Annotated in this window: 20 protein-coding genes; 7 read left to right on the plus strand and 13 right to left on the minus strand. The window is 61.2% G+C overall.

The window, feature by feature from the left end:
• Positions 1-13: 13 nt before the first annotated feature.
• The 3 genes from DWX58_RS03605 to DWX58_RS03615 all read right to left on the minus strand — a co-directional run bounded on the left by DWX58_RS03605 (position 14) and on the right by DWX58_RS03615 (position 1,130).
• Positions 14-430, minus strand: coding sequence for a hypothetical protein (locus DWX58_RS03605; protein ID WP_118641643.1), 417 nt, complete (start codon positions 428-430; stop codon positions 14-16).
• A gap of 71 nt (positions 431-501) precedes the next feature.
• Positions 502-930, minus strand: a complete 429-nt coding sequence (locus DWX58_RS03610; RefSeq protein ID WP_118641644.1) for a hypothetical protein — start codon at positions 928-930, stop codon at positions 502-504.
• Positions 927-1,130 (minus strand): helix-turn-helix transcriptional regulator, encoded by a 204-nt coding sequence (locus DWX58_RS03615; RefSeq protein ID WP_118641645.1) that lies wholly within the window; start codon positions 1,128-1,130, stop codon positions 927-929. Before DWX58_RS03615 ends, DWX58_RS03610 begins: the two co-directional genes overlap by 4 nt.
• 482 nt (positions 1,131-1,612) lie before the next feature.
• Here DWX58_RS03615 and hemW point away from each other — a divergent pair, with 482 nt between their 5' ends.
• The 4 genes from hemW (at position 1,613) to rlmH (ending at position 5,922) form a co-directional block, all read left to right on the plus strand.
• The gene (hemW, locus tag DWX58_RS03620) at positions 1,613-2,872 is read left to right on the plus strand and encodes a radical SAM family heme chaperone HemW (RefSeq protein ID WP_118641646.1); all 1,260 of its coding nucleotides are present in this window, start codon (positions 1,613-1,615) and stop codon (positions 2,870-2,872) included.
• A 301-nt stretch (positions 2,873-3,173) separates the two neighbouring features.
• Positions 3,174-4,469, plus strand: coding sequence for a UDP-N-acetylglucosamine 1-carboxyvinyltransferase (locus DWX58_RS03625; protein WP_118641647.1), 1,296 nt, complete (start codon positions 3,174-3,176; stop codon positions 4,467-4,469).
• 137 nt (positions 4,470-4,606) lie between these two features.
• Positions 4,607-5,446: an MBL fold metallo-hydrolase gene (locus DWX58_RS03630; RefSeq protein ID WP_199648669.1), complete on the plus strand. Its 840-nt coding sequence runs from the start codon at positions 4,607-4,609 to the stop codon at positions 5,444-5,446.
• A complete protein-coding gene (gene rlmH / locus DWX58_RS03635; protein WP_118641648.1) occupies positions 5,440-5,922 on the plus strand; it encodes a 23S rRNA (pseudouridine(1915)-N(3))-methyltransferase RlmH in 483 nt (160 codons plus the stop codon). The genes DWX58_RS03630 and rlmH overlap by 7 nt, the downstream gene beginning before the upstream one ends.
• A 29-nt stretch (positions 5,923-5,951) precedes the next feature.
• On the opposite strand, the gene DWX58_RS03640 is transcribed toward rlmH, so the two are convergent.
• The 6 genes from DWX58_RS03640 to DWX58_RS03665 form a co-directional block, all read right to left on the minus strand.
• Positions 5,952-6,827 carry a 4Fe-4S cluster-binding domain-containing protein gene (locus DWX58_RS03640; RefSeq protein WP_118641649.1) on the minus strand — a complete coding sequence of 292 codons (876 nt, stop codon included), beginning with the start codon at positions 6,825-6,827 and terminating at the stop codon, positions 5,952-5,954.
• Between the two features lie 104 nt (positions 6,828-6,931).
• On the minus strand, positions 6,932-8,290 hold the full coding sequence (locus DWX58_RS03645; protein ID WP_118641650.1) for a PFL family protein: 1,359 nt from the start codon (positions 8,288-8,290) through the stop codon (positions 6,932-6,934).
• 254 nt (positions 8,291-8,544) lie between these two features.
• Positions 8,545-8,814: an ACT domain-containing protein gene (locus tag DWX58_RS03650; RefSeq protein ID WP_118641651.1), complete on the minus strand. Its 270-nt coding sequence runs from the start codon at positions 8,812-8,814 to the stop codon at positions 8,545-8,547.
• 42 nt (positions 8,815-8,856) lie between these two features.
• Positions 8,857-9,432, minus strand: coding sequence for a 5'-deoxynucleotidase (yfbR, locus tag DWX58_RS03655; RefSeq protein WP_118641652.1), 576 nt, complete (start codon positions 9,430-9,432; stop codon positions 8,857-8,859).
• Between the two features lie 129 nt (positions 9,433-9,561).
• A complete protein-coding gene (locus tag DWX58_RS03660; RefSeq protein WP_118641653.1) occupies positions 9,562-10,107 on the minus strand; it encodes a helix-turn-helix transcriptional regulator in 546 nt (181 codons plus the stop codon).
• Complete coding sequence (locus DWX58_RS03665; protein WP_243093240.1) at positions 10,104-10,739, minus strand: helix-turn-helix transcriptional regulator; 636 nt, start codon at positions 10,737-10,739, stop codon at positions 10,104-10,106. Before DWX58_RS03665 ends, DWX58_RS03660 begins: the two co-directional genes overlap by 4 nt.
• Positions 10,740-10,893: 154 nt before the next feature.
• Between DWX58_RS03665 and DWX58_RS03670 the strand changes: the two genes are divergently transcribed.
• Positions 10,894-11,484 carry a TetR/AcrR family transcriptional regulator gene (locus DWX58_RS03670; protein WP_118641970.1) on the plus strand — a complete coding sequence of 197 codons (591 nt, stop codon included), beginning with the start codon at positions 10,894-10,896 and terminating at the stop codon, positions 11,482-11,484.
• A 243-nt stretch (positions 11,485-11,727) separates the two neighbouring features.
• Positions 11,728-13,260, plus strand: a complete 1,533-nt coding sequence (locus DWX58_RS03675; RefSeq protein ID WP_118641655.1) for a sodium/proline symporter — start codon at positions 11,728-11,730, stop codon at positions 13,258-13,260.
• A 57-nt stretch (positions 13,261-13,317) separates the two neighbouring features.
• Here DWX58_RS03675 and DWX58_RS03680 read toward each other — a convergent pair whose 3' ends face one another.
• From DWX58_RS03680 to DWX58_RS03695, 4 genes are read right to left on the minus strand one after another with little or no spacing between them, the layout of a single operon-like run.
• On the minus strand, positions 13,318-13,584 hold the full coding sequence (locus tag DWX58_RS03680) for a hypothetical protein (RefSeq protein ID WP_118641656.1): 267 nt from the start codon (positions 13,582-13,584) through the stop codon (positions 13,318-13,320).
• 10 nt (positions 13,585-13,594) lie between these two features.
• Positions 13,595-14,359, minus strand: a complete 765-nt coding sequence (locus tag DWX58_RS03685) for a hypothetical protein (protein ID WP_118641657.1) — start codon at positions 14,357-14,359, stop codon at positions 13,595-13,597.
• Positions 14,359-15,087: an ABC transporter ATP-binding protein gene (locus tag DWX58_RS03690; RefSeq protein WP_118641658.1), complete on the minus strand. Its 729-nt coding sequence runs from the start codon at positions 15,085-15,087 to the stop codon at positions 14,359-14,361. The genes DWX58_RS03685 and DWX58_RS03690 overlap by 1 nt, the downstream gene beginning before the upstream one ends.
• A complete protein-coding gene (locus tag DWX58_RS03695) occupies positions 15,084-15,440 on the minus strand; it encodes a GntR family transcriptional regulator (protein WP_118641659.1) in 357 nt (118 codons plus the stop codon). The genes DWX58_RS03690 and DWX58_RS03695 overlap by 4 nt, the downstream gene beginning before the upstream one ends.
• A gap of 213 nt (positions 15,441-15,653) precedes the next feature.
• Between DWX58_RS03695 and DWX58_RS03700 the strand changes: the two genes are divergently transcribed.
• Entirely contained in the window at positions 15,654-16,604 is a 951-nt protein-coding gene (locus DWX58_RS03700; RefSeq protein ID WP_118641660.1) for a substrate-binding domain-containing protein, read from the plus strand.

A 16,604-nucleotide genomic window follows, 5' to 3' on the forward strand; every position in this document is an offset into this window, starting at 1 on the left:
TCCTCCCCGCAGTTCAGTATCGCTTCTCATAGAATCGGGTTGCGGCCAGATAAGTAATAAAGCTCAGGAGCAGCACGGCCAGCACCACAATCATCCCCGGGGTACACGCCAGAATATCCATCACAATATAAGCCGCCAGCAAGAAAAACAGGGTGGCCTGCCAGGTAAAATAGGCCGCCTTTCCCCAGATCATCTGGTTGCGCTCGTCCCGCTCGGCCCGCTCCGCCTGCCGCTTCTTTTCTGGATCCCTTCGCTGAATCGCCCAGCCCACCAGACCAGCAGCGGAGCCGGCGGTCACCGCGTTAAGTACAATCCGAAGGGCCCGGTAATAAGGCGCATCCACCAGCCCGGGCAGGACCGCTATCTGAAGGGGCAGCCCAATAAGCAGAAGGACTCCGCAGGTCCAGGGAAACCAGTTTCGCCTCTTCATGGTGTTTCCTCCTCAAATAAGAAGATTTCATCAACGATCAGGCCAAAATATTTGGCAATAGTGGGCGGGCATCAAAATCTTTGATTCAGAACGCGAAGCCGGGCCAGATAGGACAGCATCTGAACACCGAACAGAACCACCACCATCAGCATGCCCGGCACACAATCCAGTGCAGACATGACCACCCCCGCCGCGGCCAAGGAAAAGAGCATGATCTGCCAGGAGAAGCAGGCCGCCTGACCCCACAAAAACTGGTTGCGCTCGTCGGTCTCCGCCCGTTCCAGCTCCCGCCGCTCCTCCGGCGACGCCTTTTCCCATTGCTTTTTCCGGGTGTACCAATAAAACAGATAGACCGCCAGGACCCATCCTGCGGACATCACTCCGGCCTTCATCGGCTGGTACAAGGAAGAGCCCTGCATATTGGGTACTACCGTCACCTTCCAGAAAGCGCACAGCATCAGCGCGCCATAGGCGACCTTCCACTTCCAATCCCCTTTCATGGCTCTTCCTCCTCGAACAAAAAGACTTCCTCAATGGTCAGGCCAAAATATTTGGCAATGCGGTGGGCCAACAGCAGGGAGGCGTTATACCGCCCGCTCTCCAGAGAGATGATGGTCTGCCGGGTGACATCCACCGCGTCGGCCAGCTCCGCCTGGGAGATGCGCCGCTCCTTCCGCAGCTGGGCAATTCGATTGGTCACCGTACCACCTCCATTCCAAGCCAAAAGGTAAAGCTTCCTTTACAACTGGAGTATAGCGCGCTTTACATTTTGTGTCAAGGTCACTTTACATTTTTGGAGCAACAAATTTCTGCCCTCTTTTTTGTGCTCTTTTCCGGTTCTGTTTGCATTGAACCGGGCCAGACGTTATAATAATGTCTGCTGAAGAAACCGAAAATCGGTTTCTTCACGCGGCGGCAGCCGCGCAATTCCATAAAAGCGGCTCCTTTGAGCCGCTTTTATGGAATTCAGTCATTGTTACAATACGTATTTCTGCGGGCGCGTTGAAACGCGCTCGCAGAACGTGCAAGGGGTTTGGACAAAATTGCCCAAACCCCTTGCGCTTGCACAAAGCCATTTTGCCTTGAAAGTCTCGGCTTTCAAGGCTTGTGGCTTTGCGCCGTACGCATTATAATAAAGGCGGGAATGGACCCATTTCAGGGAACACACAAGGAGGATTTCCCATGTTCGGACACAAGAAAAGCCCTGCTTCCCGGGCACCGGAACGGGACAAGCTGGGCATTTATATTCATATTCCCTTCTGCCGCAGCAAGTGCGACTACTGCGACTTTTACTCCCTGGCCGGCCGGGAGGACCGGATGGACGACTACCAGAAGGCGCTGCTGGCCCATCTGGCGGAGACCGCGCCCCTGGCCAAGGGGATTCCCGTGGACACCGTCTATTTCGGCGGCGGCACCCCCAGCTTTTACGGGGACAAACGGCTGCGGGAGCTGCTGGCGGCCATCGAGAAGCTCTTTGAGCTGGAGAAGGGGGCGGAGATCACCCTGGAGGCAAATCCCGACAGCGTGGACTTCAAGGCCCTGAAGCGCCTGCGGAAAGCGGGCTTCAACCGCCTGTCCCTGGGGATGCAGTCGGCCTGCCCGGCGGAGCTGGAGGCAGTCCACCGTCCCCACAGCCCCCGGCAGACGGACGAGGCGGTGGAGGCGGCCAAGAAGGCCAAGTTCAAAAACCTCTCCCTGGACCTCATCTACGGCCTGCCCGGCCAGACCATGGAGGAGTGGAAAGCCTCGGTGGAGCACGCCCTGTCCCTCATTCCCCAGCACCTGTCCTGCTACGGACTGAAGGTGGAGGAGGGCACCCCTCTGCAGAAGCGGGTGGAGGCCGGTGAGGTGCTGCCCGACGACGACCAGCAGGCGGACATGTACCTGTGGACCGTGGGCCGTCTGGAGCGGGCGGGCTACCCCCAGTACGAGATTTCCAACTTCGCAAAGCCCGGCTTTGCCTCCCGGCACAACCTGCGCTACTGGCAGCTGAAGCCCTACATCGGCTTCGGTCCCGGGGCCCACTCCGACTTCGGCGGGCGGCGCTATTCCTGGGTCCGGGACCTGGACGGCTACATCGACGGGGTGCTGAAGGGCGGCACCATTCTGGACAGCGAGGAGCTCATCCCCCAGCGGGAGCGGGGCTATGAGTACCTGATGCTCCGGCTGCGCACCGTGGAGGGCGTTGAGGAGTGGGAGTACCGCAGCGCCTACTTCATGGACTTTGCTCCCCTGGAGGCCCGGCTGGAGGAATTTAAGGCCCAGGGCTGGGCGGAAAAGACCGAGGAGGGCCGCTGGCGGCTCACTCCCCGGGGATTCCTGATCTCCAACCAGCTCATCGGCGATCTTTTGGAGCGGCAGGAGCGAGCCGGGTTTCAGGATCTGCTGCCCCGGGCCCGGGAGCAGTTCAGCCGTCCCAGGGACCAGGGTCCGGCGTCGTAATTTTCCGATACACGGCAGATTTTGGAAGGCCTTTTTTGCAAATGGACAGAGGCCTTTCCTGGTTTTCATAAAACTTCCATAAAAATAAACAATTTATTCTCCTCCGCGCAAAATTCATTGCCACCGGGATATAATAGTGCTATAATAAGTGAGATGCTTATCAGGAAACGAAACGTTTTGCCCGTCTTTGGGCCCCGCCTTCTTCCGGCGGCCGGAGCATGAATTATGGTTTACATACGGCGTTTCACGCTGTATTTTCGATATTCCACATCTTGTGGCGTTTTAAAAGAGGGTGCGTATTTTGACCAAGTATCAAATTCGCGGAGGAAACTCCCTGCACGGTACCATTGAGATCAGCGGCGCCAAGAATGCCGCCGTGGCCATTATTCCCGCCGCCCTGATGGTGGACGGGGTGTGCCGCATTGAAAATATTCCCCAAATCAGCGACGTGACGCTCATCCTCCAGATCCTGCGGGAGCTGGGGGCGGACGTGCGTACCGTCAACCGTACCACCGTGGACGTGGACTGCTCCCACATCCGCAACCGCCAGGTGCCTTACGAGCTGGCCCGGAAGATTCGTGCCAGCTATTACCTTGTGGGCGCCCTCCTGGGCCGGTTCGGCTGGGCGGAGGTTCCCCTGCCCGGCGGCTGCGATCTGGGCGGACGGCCCATCGACCAGCACATCAAGGGCTTTGTGGCCATGGGGGCCGAGGTGGACGTGCGCAACGGCCTCATCTACGCCCAGGTGCCCGGCGGCGGACGGCCCGCTGGCGGACAGGTCTATCTGGACATGGTCTCTGTGGGCGCCACCATGAACATCATGCTCTGTGCCGCCCTGGCCAACGGCATGACCATCATTGAAAATGCCGCCAAGGAGCCCCACATCGTGGATTTGGCCAACTTCCTCAACTCCATGGGGGCCAACATCATGGGCGCGGGCACCGACGTCATCAAGATCCGGGGCGTGGACCGTCTGAAGGGCGGCACCTACTCCATCATCCCCGACCAGATCGAAGCGGGCACCTATATGGCCGCTGTGGCTGCCGCCGGGGGCGAGGTGCTCATCAAGAACGTCATTCCCAAGCACCTGGACTGCATCACCGCCAAGCTGGTGGAGATGGGTGTGGACGTGGAGGAGCAGGACGACGCCGTACTGGTGCGCCGCTCCGGTCCCCTCAGCCGGGTGAATGTAAAGACCATGCCCTACCCCGGCTTCCCCACCGATATGCAGCCCCAGATTGCCGCCGTGCTGTGCACCGCCCGGGGCACCAGCGTCCTCACTGAGGGCGTGTGGGAGAACCGCTACCGCTATGTGGATGAGTTCCGCCGTATGGGCGCCTCCATCCAGGTGGACGGCAAGGTGGCTGTCATTGAAGGGGTGGACAAGCTCACCGGCGCTCCGGTTCACGCCTGCGACCTGCGGGCGGGAGCGGCCATGGTGATTGCCGGTCTGTGCGCCCAGGGTGTCACCGAGATCGACGGCATCTACCACATCGAGCGTGGCTACGAGACCCTGGTGGAGAAGCTCTCCGGCGTGGGAGCTGACATTCGGATCATCAACACCCCCGACGAGGAGGAGCAGTCCCAGGCGGGCTGAATACAACTGGAAATCAGGAGTCAGGAATGAGGAATCCCGCCCATTGGGCGGCGACTCCTGCCCCGTTCCTGACTCCTTCTTTTTTGTGGGCCGGTGCCGGCCCCAATTTTGAATTTCTCTGAGAGGGAGGGCTCCTTTTGCTCACGGTTACCACCCTGGCCAGCGGCTCCAGCGGCAACGCCGCTCTGGTGTCCTGCGGCCGGACTCATATTCTGCTGGACGCAGGCATCTCCGCCCGGCGGATTACCACAGCCCTGAAGGCTCTGGGGGTCCCTCCCCAGGATCTGTCCGCCATTGTCATTACCCACGAGCACCACGACCATGTCAGCGGCCTAGGGGTGCTGTGCAAGCAGATTCCCGCCCCGGTATTGGCTTCTCCGGCCACCTGTCGGTATCTGGGGGACAAGCTGCCCCAGTTCCGGGGACGGCTGCAGGGCCAGGAGCCGGGCACCGGCGTGCAGCTGGGGGAGATCTGGACGGAATCCTTCTCCACCCCCCACGACGCCGCGGGCAGCGTGGGCTACTCCTTTTCTGCTGAGGGGCGGCGGCTGGTGCTGTGTACCGACCTGGGGTATGTCACCCCGGAGGTCAAACGGGCAGCGGAGGGCTGCGACCTCCTTATCTGCGAGACCAACCACGACGAGGACTGGGTGCGCACCGGCCCCTATCCCTACTACTTAAAGCAGCGGGTGCTGGGCGACCGGGGGCACCTGTCCAATGAGGCGGGAGCCGAGCTGGCCGCCCTGGCGGTGGAGAGCGGAGCCCGTACGGTCATTCTGGCCCATCTGTCCTCGGAGAACAACACCCCTGCCCACGCGCGGGCGGCGGTGTGCCGGAGGCTCGCCGCCATGGGCTGCGACCCGGAGCGGGACATCTGTCTGGCGGTGGCACCCCGGAAGGAGACGGGACCGGTGTATCGGCTGGAGGAGGACGGGGCCGCCGTGGCCTTCGCCCTGCGGGGGGCGGCCCTATGCTGAGTATTCATCTCATCTGCGTGGGCAAGCTGAAGGAGAAGTTTTATCTGGAGGCCTCTGCCGAGTATAAAAAGCGGCTGTCCGGCTACTGCTCCTTTACCCTCACCGAGATTCCCGAGGAGCGGCTGCCTGCCGCGCCCTCCCAGGCCCAGATTGACGCCGCCCTGGAGTGGGAGGCATTGGCCATCCGGGCCAAAATCCCCCAAAACAGCCGTCTTGTCTGCCTGTGCGTGGAGGGAAAGCCCCGCTCCAGCCCGGAGCTGGCCAAACTGGTGGAGGACTTTGCCCAGAGCGGCCAGCGGCATCTGGTCTTTGTCATCGGCGGGTCCTACGGAATGGCGGAGAGCCTGAAGCGGGAGGCCTGGCTGAAGCTGTCCATGTCCCCTATGACCTTCCCCCACCATCTGGCCCGTGTGATGGTGCTGGAGCAGATTTACCGGGCCTTCAAAATTAACGAGGGCTCCAGCTATCATAAATAAAAAACGGACTGCATGTGCAGTCCGTTTTTTCATACTCCGGTCAAATCGAAGGGAGGCGTATATTCCTCCTTGGCGCTGGTGCGCTCCTGGGTGAAGCCGTCCAGGCCCAGAGCGGCCATGTAGTCCTGGGCCGCCCGGATCTCTCCCCGGCGGAGCTTCCGGTTGACCTCCGGCACCCGAGACAGGTCACCCCAGGGGGTATATTGGCTCATGAGAGAGAAGAGCACCGTGTGGGGCGGGAAGGTCTCGGCCACCCAGTCCATCACCGCCTTGGCGCCCTGCACCTGCCCGGGGAGAATAAGGTGGCGGATGATGACGCCCCGGGTGAGCAGGCCGTTTTCGTCAAACTGGCAGGGGCCGGTCTGACGGACCATCTCCTGGATGGCGGCGGCCGCCGCCTCCGGGTAGTCCGGGGCCCCGGAGTAGCGCCGGGCGGCAGACGGGTCCAGATACTTGAAGTCGGGGAGGTAAATCTGCACCTTCCCCTCCAGAGTGCAGAGGGTGTCCACCTTCTCGTAGCCCCCGCAGTTGTAGACCACCGGCACGGGCAGGGGCCGCTCCAACAGGGAGGCCAGGACGTGGGTGTAGTGGGTGGGGGTTACGAAGTTGATGTTGTGGGCCCCCTGGGCGATGAGCTCCTGACAGATGTCCCACAGCCGCTCCTCCGTCACCGGCTTTCCAAAGTTCTGGTGGCTGATGTCCCCGTTCTGGCAGAAGACACAGCCCAGGGGACAGCCGGTGAAGAAGACGGTGCCCGAGCCCCGGGTGCCCGAGATGGGGGGCTCCTCCCAGTGGTGGAGGGCCGCCCGGGCCAGCAGCGGGGTCTCCGGCATGCGGCACAGGCCTTGTCCTTCCGTAGCGGTGCGCACAGCCCCGCAGTTCCGGGGGCACAGGCGGCAAATCATGGGTGTGTCTCTCCTTCCGGTGTTGTTCCAGTAAAATCCAAAGGGCGGGCATATGGAGAATATGCCCGCCCCGGTTTTCTCAGCTCTGAACAGGGTACCAAGGTTTAGTTCTTCAAACTCTGCATGGGAGCGGGGATGCGGCCGCCCCGGTCCACAAAGGCCTTTGCGGAGAAGGGGTGGGCGGGCTGTACGGGGGCGGAGCCCAGCAGGCCGCCGAATTCCACGGTATCGCCCACCTTGCAGCCGGGGGCGGGAATGATGCGCACGGCGGTGGTCTTGGAGTTGACCATACCGATGGCGGCCTCGTCGGCGATGATGGCGGACAGGGTCTCGGCGGGGGTATCGCCGGGGACGGCGATCATGTCAAGGCCCACGGAGCACACGCAGGTCATGGCTTCCAGCTTGTCCAGGGTGAGAGCCCCGGAGGCGGCCGCGGCAATCATGCCCTCGTCTTCGCTGACGGGGATAAAGGCGCCGGACAGGCCGCCCACATGGGAGGAGGCCATGACGCCGCCCTTCTTCACCGCATCGTTCAGCAGGGCCAGGGCGGCAGTGGTGCCGTGGGTGCCGCACACCTCCAGGCCCATCTCCTCCAGAATCCGGGCCACGGAGTCGCCGATGGCGGGGGTGGGGGCCAGGGACAGGTCCACAATGCCGAAGGGGGTGTCCAGACGGCGGGAGGCCTCCTGGGCCACCAGCTGACCCATGCGGGTGATGCGGAAGGCGGTCTTCTTCACTGTCTCGGCCACCACGTCAAAGGGCTGGCCCTTCACACTCTGGAGGGCGTGGTACACCACGCCGGGGCCGGAGACGCCCACGTTGATGACCTTCTCCGGCTCGCCCACACCGTGGAAGGCACCGGCCATGAAGGGGTTGTCCTCCACGGCGTTGCAGAACACCACCAGCTTGGCGCAGCCGAAGCCGCCCTTGTCGGCGGTGCGGCCGGCCAGGTCCTTGATGGTCCGGCCCATGAGGGCCACCGCGTCCATATCGATGCCCGCCTTGGTGGAGCCAACGTTGACGCTGGCGCAGACAATGTCGGTGGTGGACAGGGCCTCGGGGATGGAATTGATGAGAATGCGGTCAGCCTCGGTCATGCCCTTCTGCACCAGGGCGGAGAAGCCGCCGATGAAGTTGACCCCGCAGGTCTTGGCAGCCCGGTCCATGGCCTGGGCGAAGGGGGTGTAGTTGTCCGTCTCAGACGCCGCCGCCACCAGGGCGATGGGGGTGACGGAGATGCGCTTGTTCACAATGGGAATGCCGAACTCCTTCTCAATGGCCTCGCCGGTGGCCACCAGGTGCTCGGCGTAGCGGGTGATCTTGTCGTACACCTTGTCACAGGCTGCCTTCACGTCGCTGTGGGCACAGGAGAGCAGCGAGATGCCCATGGTGATGGTGCGCACGTCCAGATGCTGCTGGTCAATCATCTGGATGGTCTGCATAATTTCGTGTTGATTGAGCATGTATGATTCCTCCAAGGATAGTCTCTCACTTCGGTGTTGTCACGCTCCCATTGGGCGCACGGCCGGGTCAATGCGTCGTCGCAAAGTCCGCTTCCCTCCGGACGCCCAAGTATGGGCATCCGTCGTTGCGCTCCCTTGCTCCTCCTTTCCCCACCGAACCCGCTGACGCTGGGCTTCGGCGGGGGCCCCAATCACAGACCCGCGGTCGTCTCTGAGGCTCGTCGTTATCTCCCCTGTGCGCCTATGGGTCACGCTCAGATGCGGTGCATGGCGTTAAAAATATCCTCCCGCTGGATGCGGATGGACAGGTTCTGCTCCTTGCCGGCCTGCTCCAGGAGATCAGACATCTCGCCGATGGACTGCTGGCAGGCGGAGGTGTCCACCAGCATGACCATGGTGAAGAACTCCTGGAGGACGGTCTGGGTGATGTCCAGAATGTTGATGTTGTGCTGGGCCAGCAGGGAACACACGGAGGCGGTGATGCCCACCCGGTCCTTGCCGATGACGGTGACAATAGCCTTCATAAAACAAATTCCTTTCTTTTTGCAGAATGGTTTTTCATTCCATCAGTTCAGTTCATCCAGGGTAAGCTCAAAGCCCGGCAGAAACTCTTCCATAAAGCACCGCAGGGCGGGCAGAGGATTGTCCTGGAGGGCGGCCCAGGTCTGCTCCTTGGCTTTTTTAAACTCGCTGTTGCCCGCCTTCAGCTCCTCCACGCACTTGAGGTAGGCGGACAGCTTGTCCGCCGCCTTCACCAGGGCCCGGATTTCCGGGTCGGGGATGGTGAGAGCCTCATTATAAGCGGGGCGCAGGTCCTCGGGGAGCATGTTCAGCAGCTTCTGCTCCGCCACGGCCTCCACCTGCTTGTAGGCAGACTGAATGTCAGGGTTATCGTATTTGATGGGGGTGGGCATGTCGCCGGTGAGAATCTCGCTGGCGTCGTGATACAGCGCCGCCACCGCCACCGCGCCCGGGTCCACCTGGCCGCCGAAGCGCTCATTCTGCAGCACGGCCAGAGCGTGGGCCAGGACCGCCACCATGTGGGAGTGCTCCTGGATGTTCTCCGGGTCGGTGTTGCGCATGAGCCCCCAGCGGTTGATGTACCGCATCCGGGCAATCATAGGGAAAAAGTGATAGGGCAAGAGAAAATCCCCCTCTGCTTGAAGTCAGTGGTTATTTTATCACAGGTGGAGAGGGATGTAAACGCCGAGGGCCATGGAACGGGAGAAAATGAAAGGACGCCGCAAAAGCGGCGCCCTCTTTGGTGTGTTCTATTTCTTTTTGCCTAGGTCGGGCAGGACCAGGTACAGCGCACCCACAAGAAACAGGCCCACCAGCACCCCCACCAGAAGGGGAGGTACGTGCAGCAGAAGGGCGATGAGCAGGGTGCCGCCCACCACCAACGGCTGGCGTTTCGTCACCAGTACCACCTCAAAGGCCAGAACGGGAAGCCACAGGGCACCCGGAATGTCCAGGACCACGGCCAGGACCGCAGCCAGGATGAGTGCGATGAACACAAAAATCCGGTGCTGGAGGTCCTCCAGCCAGGGGGACAGCAGGTCCCGCCGCCAGAAGGGGATCCGCGCCGGCTCTTGTGCGGATGCTCCCTCCCCCTGTTCCGGCGTGTCCCGTGCCAGCTCATCCAGGGTGACGCCGAAGAGGTCGGCCAGCTTGATGAGTTTATCCAAATCGGGCACCGATTGGCCTGTCTCCCACTTGCTGACGCTCTGGCGGGACACCCCCAGCTGTTCCGCCAACTCCTCCTGGGACAGGCCTCTTTGGGTGCGGAGGGCAAAAATTCGTTCCGCCAGGGTCATGTTGGTTTCCTCCCTTTGTTCCAGGCATGAAAGGAGCCATAGATGAGCCACAAAATCAGCACACCCCGGGTGATCGAGATGAGAATGCCCAGCTGGGTGGACACATACCACTCCTCCGGGGAGAGGATACACATGACAAGCAGTTGAATTCCCCCCAGCAGCCCCCAGGGCATGTAGGCCATGGTGTACGGGTTGAAGATGACCAGGCTCAGTGCCACCGCCAGCCAGCCGAAGATAAGCAGAGGATGGCGCGCAGCCAACAGCAGGGGCAGGCCCAGGACGATCAGCGCCGTGCCAAGAAAGACCAGAAGGTTGCTCTCCCCCACCAGCCCCAGCAGGTCCAGGGCCAGGCCGATGAGCTCCAGGCACACGCCTGCCGTCTGGGTGCCCGTCAGGCTGCGCTTCTCCTTTACATAGACCACCTGGGGCTGGGGCGGCTCCGGGGGCTTGGGCCGTTCCCCCTCCCGCACCAGCTCATCCACGCTGATGCCGAAGAGGTCTGCCAATTTAATGAGTTTATCCAAATCGGGTACCGACTGGCCTGTCTCCCACTTGCTGACGCTCTGGCGGGACACCCCCAGCTTTTCGGCCAGGTCTTCCTGAGACAGGCCCAGTTGGGTACGCAGCGACAAGATTTTTTCCGACAGTGACAAAGAAATCTTCCCCTTTCCATTGGGCTTGGTTGATGTTATGATAAAGGAAACGAAGGAAATTTACAACCAAGTCCCCTTGGAAATGGCCGCAACCAACAGTTGCGGGCCCATTTTTCCCGGAAAGGAGCCCATTATGGCCAAGAAAAACGCCCGCAATACCAAGGGCCGCATCATCCAGGCCGCCTGGCAGCTGTTCTACCGCCAGGGCTACGACGACACCACCGTGGAGGAGATCATCGAGGCCTCAGGTACCTCCCGGGGCTCCTTCTACCACTACTTCGAGGGCAAGGACGCCCTGCTCTCCTCTGTCTCCTTCCTCTTCGATGAGAAGTATGAGGAGCTGATGGAAACCATGGACCCGGAGATGGACCGCTTCGACCAGCTGATGTACTTAAACCGGGAGCTCTTTGCCATGATCGAAAACTCCATCTCCCTGGACCTGCTGGCCCGGCTCTACTCCTCTCAGCTCATCACCCGTGGAGACAAGCACCTGCTGGACCACAACCGCACCTACTATAAGCTGCTGCGGCAGATCGTTCTCCAGGGCCAGGAGCGGGGAGAACTGCGGGGGGACGTGACCGTCAACGAGATGGTGCGGGTGTACGCCCTGTGCGAGCGGGCCCTTATTTACGACTGGTGCCTCTCCGGGGGCGACTATTCCCTGCTCCAGTACGGCCGGACCATGATGCCCATGTTCTTCCAGGGATTTCGCACGGCCCAATGAGATTTTTGTAAGAAAATACAAACGATAAAATGATAAAATGTACAGCTTAAATCCATTGTTTTTCAATGGATTTTTCTTAAAGCAGAGAATTTTGTACAGAATTTATTCTGCACTTGATTCTCTGTTTTATTCTGCTCAAATTTGTGCTATGATGGTCCTACGCGCCGCCCCGGCCTCTGTGGGGAGGCGCAATTGTGTGTGAAATCAGGGCGGCTCAGCCGCCAAAAGGAGAGAACAGCAATTATGACAGCGGCACAAGTCTGTATTATGGCGACGATTATCGTCTACCTCTGTTTTGTAATCTGCACCGGCGTGCTCATCGGCCGCCGGAGCAAGAAGAGCGCCGAGGGCTTTTACCTGGGCGGCCGGGGCATGGGCCCTCTGGTCACCGCCATGAGCGCGGAGGCCAGTGACATGTCCTCCTGGCTGCTGATGGGTCTGCCCGGCGTGGCCTACCTCAGCGGCGTGGCGGACGCCAGCTGGACCGCCATCGGCCTGGCTCTGGGCACCTACCTCAACTTCCTGCTGGTGGCCAAGCGCATCCGCCGGTACAGCGTACAGCTGGATGCCATCACCATCCCCTCCTTCATCTCCAAGCGCTACCAGGAGAAGCGGCCGGTGATCATGTGCATCGCCTCCCTGGTCATCCTCATTTTCTTTGTGCCCTATGTGGCCTCGGGCCTGGCCGCCATCGGCAAGCTCTTCAACAGCCTGTTCGGCTGGAACTATATGCTGGCCGTGGTCATCGGCGCCCTGGTCATCATCAGCTACACCTCCGTGGGCGGCTTCTCCGCCGTGGCCACCATGGACCTCATTCAGTCCATCATCATGACCGTGGCTCTGGCCGTCATCACCATCTTCAGCATCGCCCAGGCCGGCGGCGTAGACGCGGTGGTGGAGAATGCCAAGTCCCTGCCCGGCTACCTGGGCTTTTCCCAGACCTACAATCCCGCCACCGGCACGGCGCAGCCCTACCCCATCATGAACATCTTCTCCATGCTGGCCTGGGGCCTGGGCTACTTCGGCATGCCCCACATTCTGGTGCGCTTCATGGCCATCCGGAATGAGGAGGAGCTGAAGCTGTCCCGGCGCATCGCCTCGGTGTGGGTGGTCATCTCCATGACTGTGGCCGTGTGCATCGGTATGATCGGCAACGCCGTGTCCAAGGCGGGCCGCATCCCCGTGCTGGAGGGCAGCGCCTCTGAGACGGTCATTGTCCAGATCGCCAACCTGCTGTCCACCTTCGGTGTGCTGGCCGGTGTGGTGGCCGGTCTCATTCTGGCGGGCATCCTGGCCGCCACCATGTCCACCGCCGACTCCCAGCTGCTCTCCGCCGCCTCCGCTTTCTCGGAGAACCTGCTTCAGGACGTGTTCGGCATTAAGCTCACCCCCAAGCAGACCATGCTGGTGGCCCGGGGCACCGTCATCTGCATCGCCGTCATCGCGGTCTTCCTGGCCGCTGACCCCGAGAGCAGCGTCTTCGCCATCGTGTCCTTCGCCTGGGCCGGTTTCGGCGCTACCTTCGGCCCCGCCATTCTCTGCGCCCTGTTCTGGAAGCGCAGCAACCGCCAGGGTATTCTGGCCGGTCTGGTGGTGGGCGGCGTGATGGTCTTCGTGTGGAAGTTCCTGGTCCGCCCCATGGGCGGCGCCCTGGGCATCTACGAGCTGCTGCCCGCCTTCCTCAGCGCCCTGGCTGCCATCGTGGTGGTCTCCCTGCTCACCCCCGCCCCCGACGCCTCCATCCAGGAGTCCTTTGAGTCCTACAAGCGCGGCTGAGCCATTTTCTACATACAAAAAGCCCGGAGCACCCATGGTGCTCCGGGCTTTTTTATTCTATTGCCGCTCATCCGGCGGGGTGGACGATTCCCGGCGGCGGTCCCACCACAGCCAGACCAGCAGGCCGACGGGCAGCAGGGAACCGAAGAGAATGATCCGGAGGGCCAGCAGAGGGTCCTCCTCCAGGAACATCCAGGCCACTACCCCGCCATAGAGCAGAGGGACGATCCCGCCCAGGTACCAGTCCGGGGAATTTCTGCGCCCCAGCCAGGCGGAGATCAGCACCCCGGCAAAGGCCAGGGAAAAGACAGTCCAGGAATCCATACCCGCTCCTTTACTCCAGGTTCAGACGGTGCCCCAGAATCCAAATGGTACCGGCGGTGAACAGCAGAATCGGAGGCAGCATCATGGCGGAAAAGCCCAAAAAAGTGGCATGGGTATCAGCGTTAAGAATATGCCCCAGAATCTTCAGCCGGTCCAGGAAATCCAGATACACCGTACCCAGAATATCCAGTCCGATAAAGGCCACCACACTCATGATGATTCTCCGGCGGAACAGATGGCCGATGGCCATGGACAGGTAAGTCATGGTGATAAAGAGAATTAAGGACAGCCCACACACCAGCAGGAACTCCAGCAGGTACACCATGGCGTCGGGGTTGGCCATCAGGCCCTGCCAAAGGTCCTGGAAGAAGGCGATGCGCAGCACCTGGCCCCAGCGGATGGGCACCATGAGGAGGCAGGCCACAAACATGACCGCCAAGCTGACCACTGAGGTGACCACCGCGCAGATGAGCTTGGACAGCACCAGCTGTCCGGGGCCCACAGGCAGGGTGTGCATCAGATAGCCCTCGTCTCCCAGCAGTCCCTTGTAGAAGCGCTGGATGACAAAGATCATCACCGCCACAAACATGGCAAAGAGGACGGACACAAAGGCGATGATCAGGACCACGGCCAGAAGCTCATTTGTCTCCACAACGCCCTCGTCATAGGGCAGGGTGAAGTGGTTGATCAGGGCCAGCACCAGGGCGGCCGGCCAGATGAGGGCAAAGGACTTGCCCATGGAACGAAAATCGTATTTGAGCAGCTTCCACAGCATCAGAACTCGCCTCCTTCCATGGGCTGGGCGCGGAAGATTTCCCGGAACAGGGTGTCCACGCTCTTGCCCTCCTGCTCCCGGATGTTGTCCACTGTCTCATGGAGCATAATCTTTCCCTCTTTCAGGAAAATGGCCTCGTCCAGCACCTTCTCAATGTCGGCAATCAGGTGGGTGGAGATGAGGACGGTGCCCTCCTCGTTGTAGTTGGTCAAAATGGTGCGGAGAATGAAGTCTCGGGCCGCCGGGTCCACCCCGGCGATGGGCTCATCCAGCAGGTAGAGCTGGGCCTTCCGGGCCATGACCAGGGCCAGCTGCACCTTCTCTTTGGTGCCCTTGGACATGGTCTTCAGCCGGTTGCGGGGCTCCACCCCCAGGCTGTGGCACATGGCCACCGCCTTCTCATAGTCGAAGTCTTTATAAAAGTCCCGGAACAGGTCGAAGAGATCCACCGCCCGCATCCAGTTGGCAAAGTACATCCGGTCGGGCAGGTAGCTGATGATGGCCTTGGTCTCCGGCCCCACGCTCTGACCGTTGATGGCCAGCGTGCCCGAGGTGGGCTGCAGCAGGCCGCACAGAATCTTAATGAGGGTGGTCTTGCCGCTGCCGTTGGGCCCCAGCAGACCGATAATCTTGCCCCGGCCAATGGACAGGTCCACCCCGTCCAGGGCAATCTTGCGGCCGTAGGATTTGGTCAATCCCCAGCTCTCAATGAGCATGTCATTCATCATTTCTCCTCCTTCAACAACGCCACAGCCTCTTCCGGGCTGTATCCCAGCTCATTCATGGACTCCAGATAGCGGCGGATGATTCCCTGGGCCTCCGCCCGGCGTGCCGCCTCAATGACCCCCCGGTCCTGGGTAACCAGCCGCCCCGCCGTGCGGTTGGACTCCGCCAGCCCCGCCTGCTCCAGCTGGGCCAGCGCCCGCTGCATGGTGTTGGGGTTGACCCCCGCCTGGGCGGCCAGCTCCCGCACCGGGGGCAGCTTGCTCCCCGGGGGATAGACCCCGATGAGAATCTGCCGGGCAATCTGCTGGCTCAGCTGCTGCCAGATGGGGCGGTCCTCGGTGAACTTCCATTCCATGGAACAGCCTCCTTGTATGATTGTATTAAGTGATTAGTACAATAATACACCTGGGCCGTTTTGTCAAGGGCTCTCCCACTCCTTAATGAAATTTTAATTTTGTGGAACCGGTTTGTTGCCGGTTTGTAGGGAATTTGAGGGAGAAATGTCGTTGCAATGTCCCTGTTTTTCCCATAAAATAGAGGTACCAACCAACCGCGTAAGGAGGTTTTTATGAGACGTACCACTTCCTGGGCCGCCCTGCTGCTGGGCGCTGCCCTTTTGCTGGGGGCGTGCGCCCCTTCCGCCACGTCGGACAGCAGCTCCTCGAGCCAGTCCTCCCAGTCCGCAGGGACGGACAGCAGCCAGACCGCCGATTTCGTCTTCACCCGGGAGAATCTGCCCCGGCTGGACGGCTCCACCTCCACCGTCCCCCTGGCCAAGGCCATGTGCGGCGTACTGCTGGGGGAGGACCCGGAGACCACGGCCGACCTGGTGCAGTTCTCCCGCACCACCCAGTCCTACCGCAACCTGATGGAGGGTACGGTGGACCTGGTGCTGGCGGCGGAGCCCGCTCCGGAGGTTCTGGAGGAGATGAAGGCCCAGGACAAGTGGCTGCTCACCCCCTTCGCCACCGACGCCCTGGTCTTTGTGGTGAACCAGGACAATCCCGTGGATAATTTGACCACGGAGCAGGTGCAGCAGATTTACACCGGGGAGATCACCAACTGGAAGCAGGTGGGTGGCTCCGACCTGGAGATTGTGGCCTTCCAGCGCAATCCCGGGGCCGGAAGCCAGACCCTGATGGAGAAGCTGGTCATGGACGGCAAGGAGATGATGGAGGCCCCCCAGGCCTGGGTACCCGACTCCATGATGGGCCTTATGGATGCGGTGCGGGAGTATGACAACTCCCCCTCTGCCATTGGCTACACCGTCTACTATTACGCCAACGACATGGAGATGGCCCAGGGGCTGAAGGTGCTGTCCATTGACGGGGTGCAGCCCAGCGAGGACACCATTCGCTCCGGGGAGTACCCCTTCCTCAACCCCTACTACGTTTCCATCGCCAAGGACACCCCACAGGACAGCCCCACCCGCATCCTCTATGACTGGGTGCTGGGACCTGACGGCCAGAAGCTGGCCCAGATGGAGGGCTATGTACCGGTGACCGGACAGGAGGGATGA

This window comes from Pseudoflavonifractor sp. AF19-9AC, from assembly GCF_003478995.1.
Lineage (GTDB): Bacteria > Bacillota > Clostridia > Oscillospirales > Oscillospiraceae > Lawsonibacter.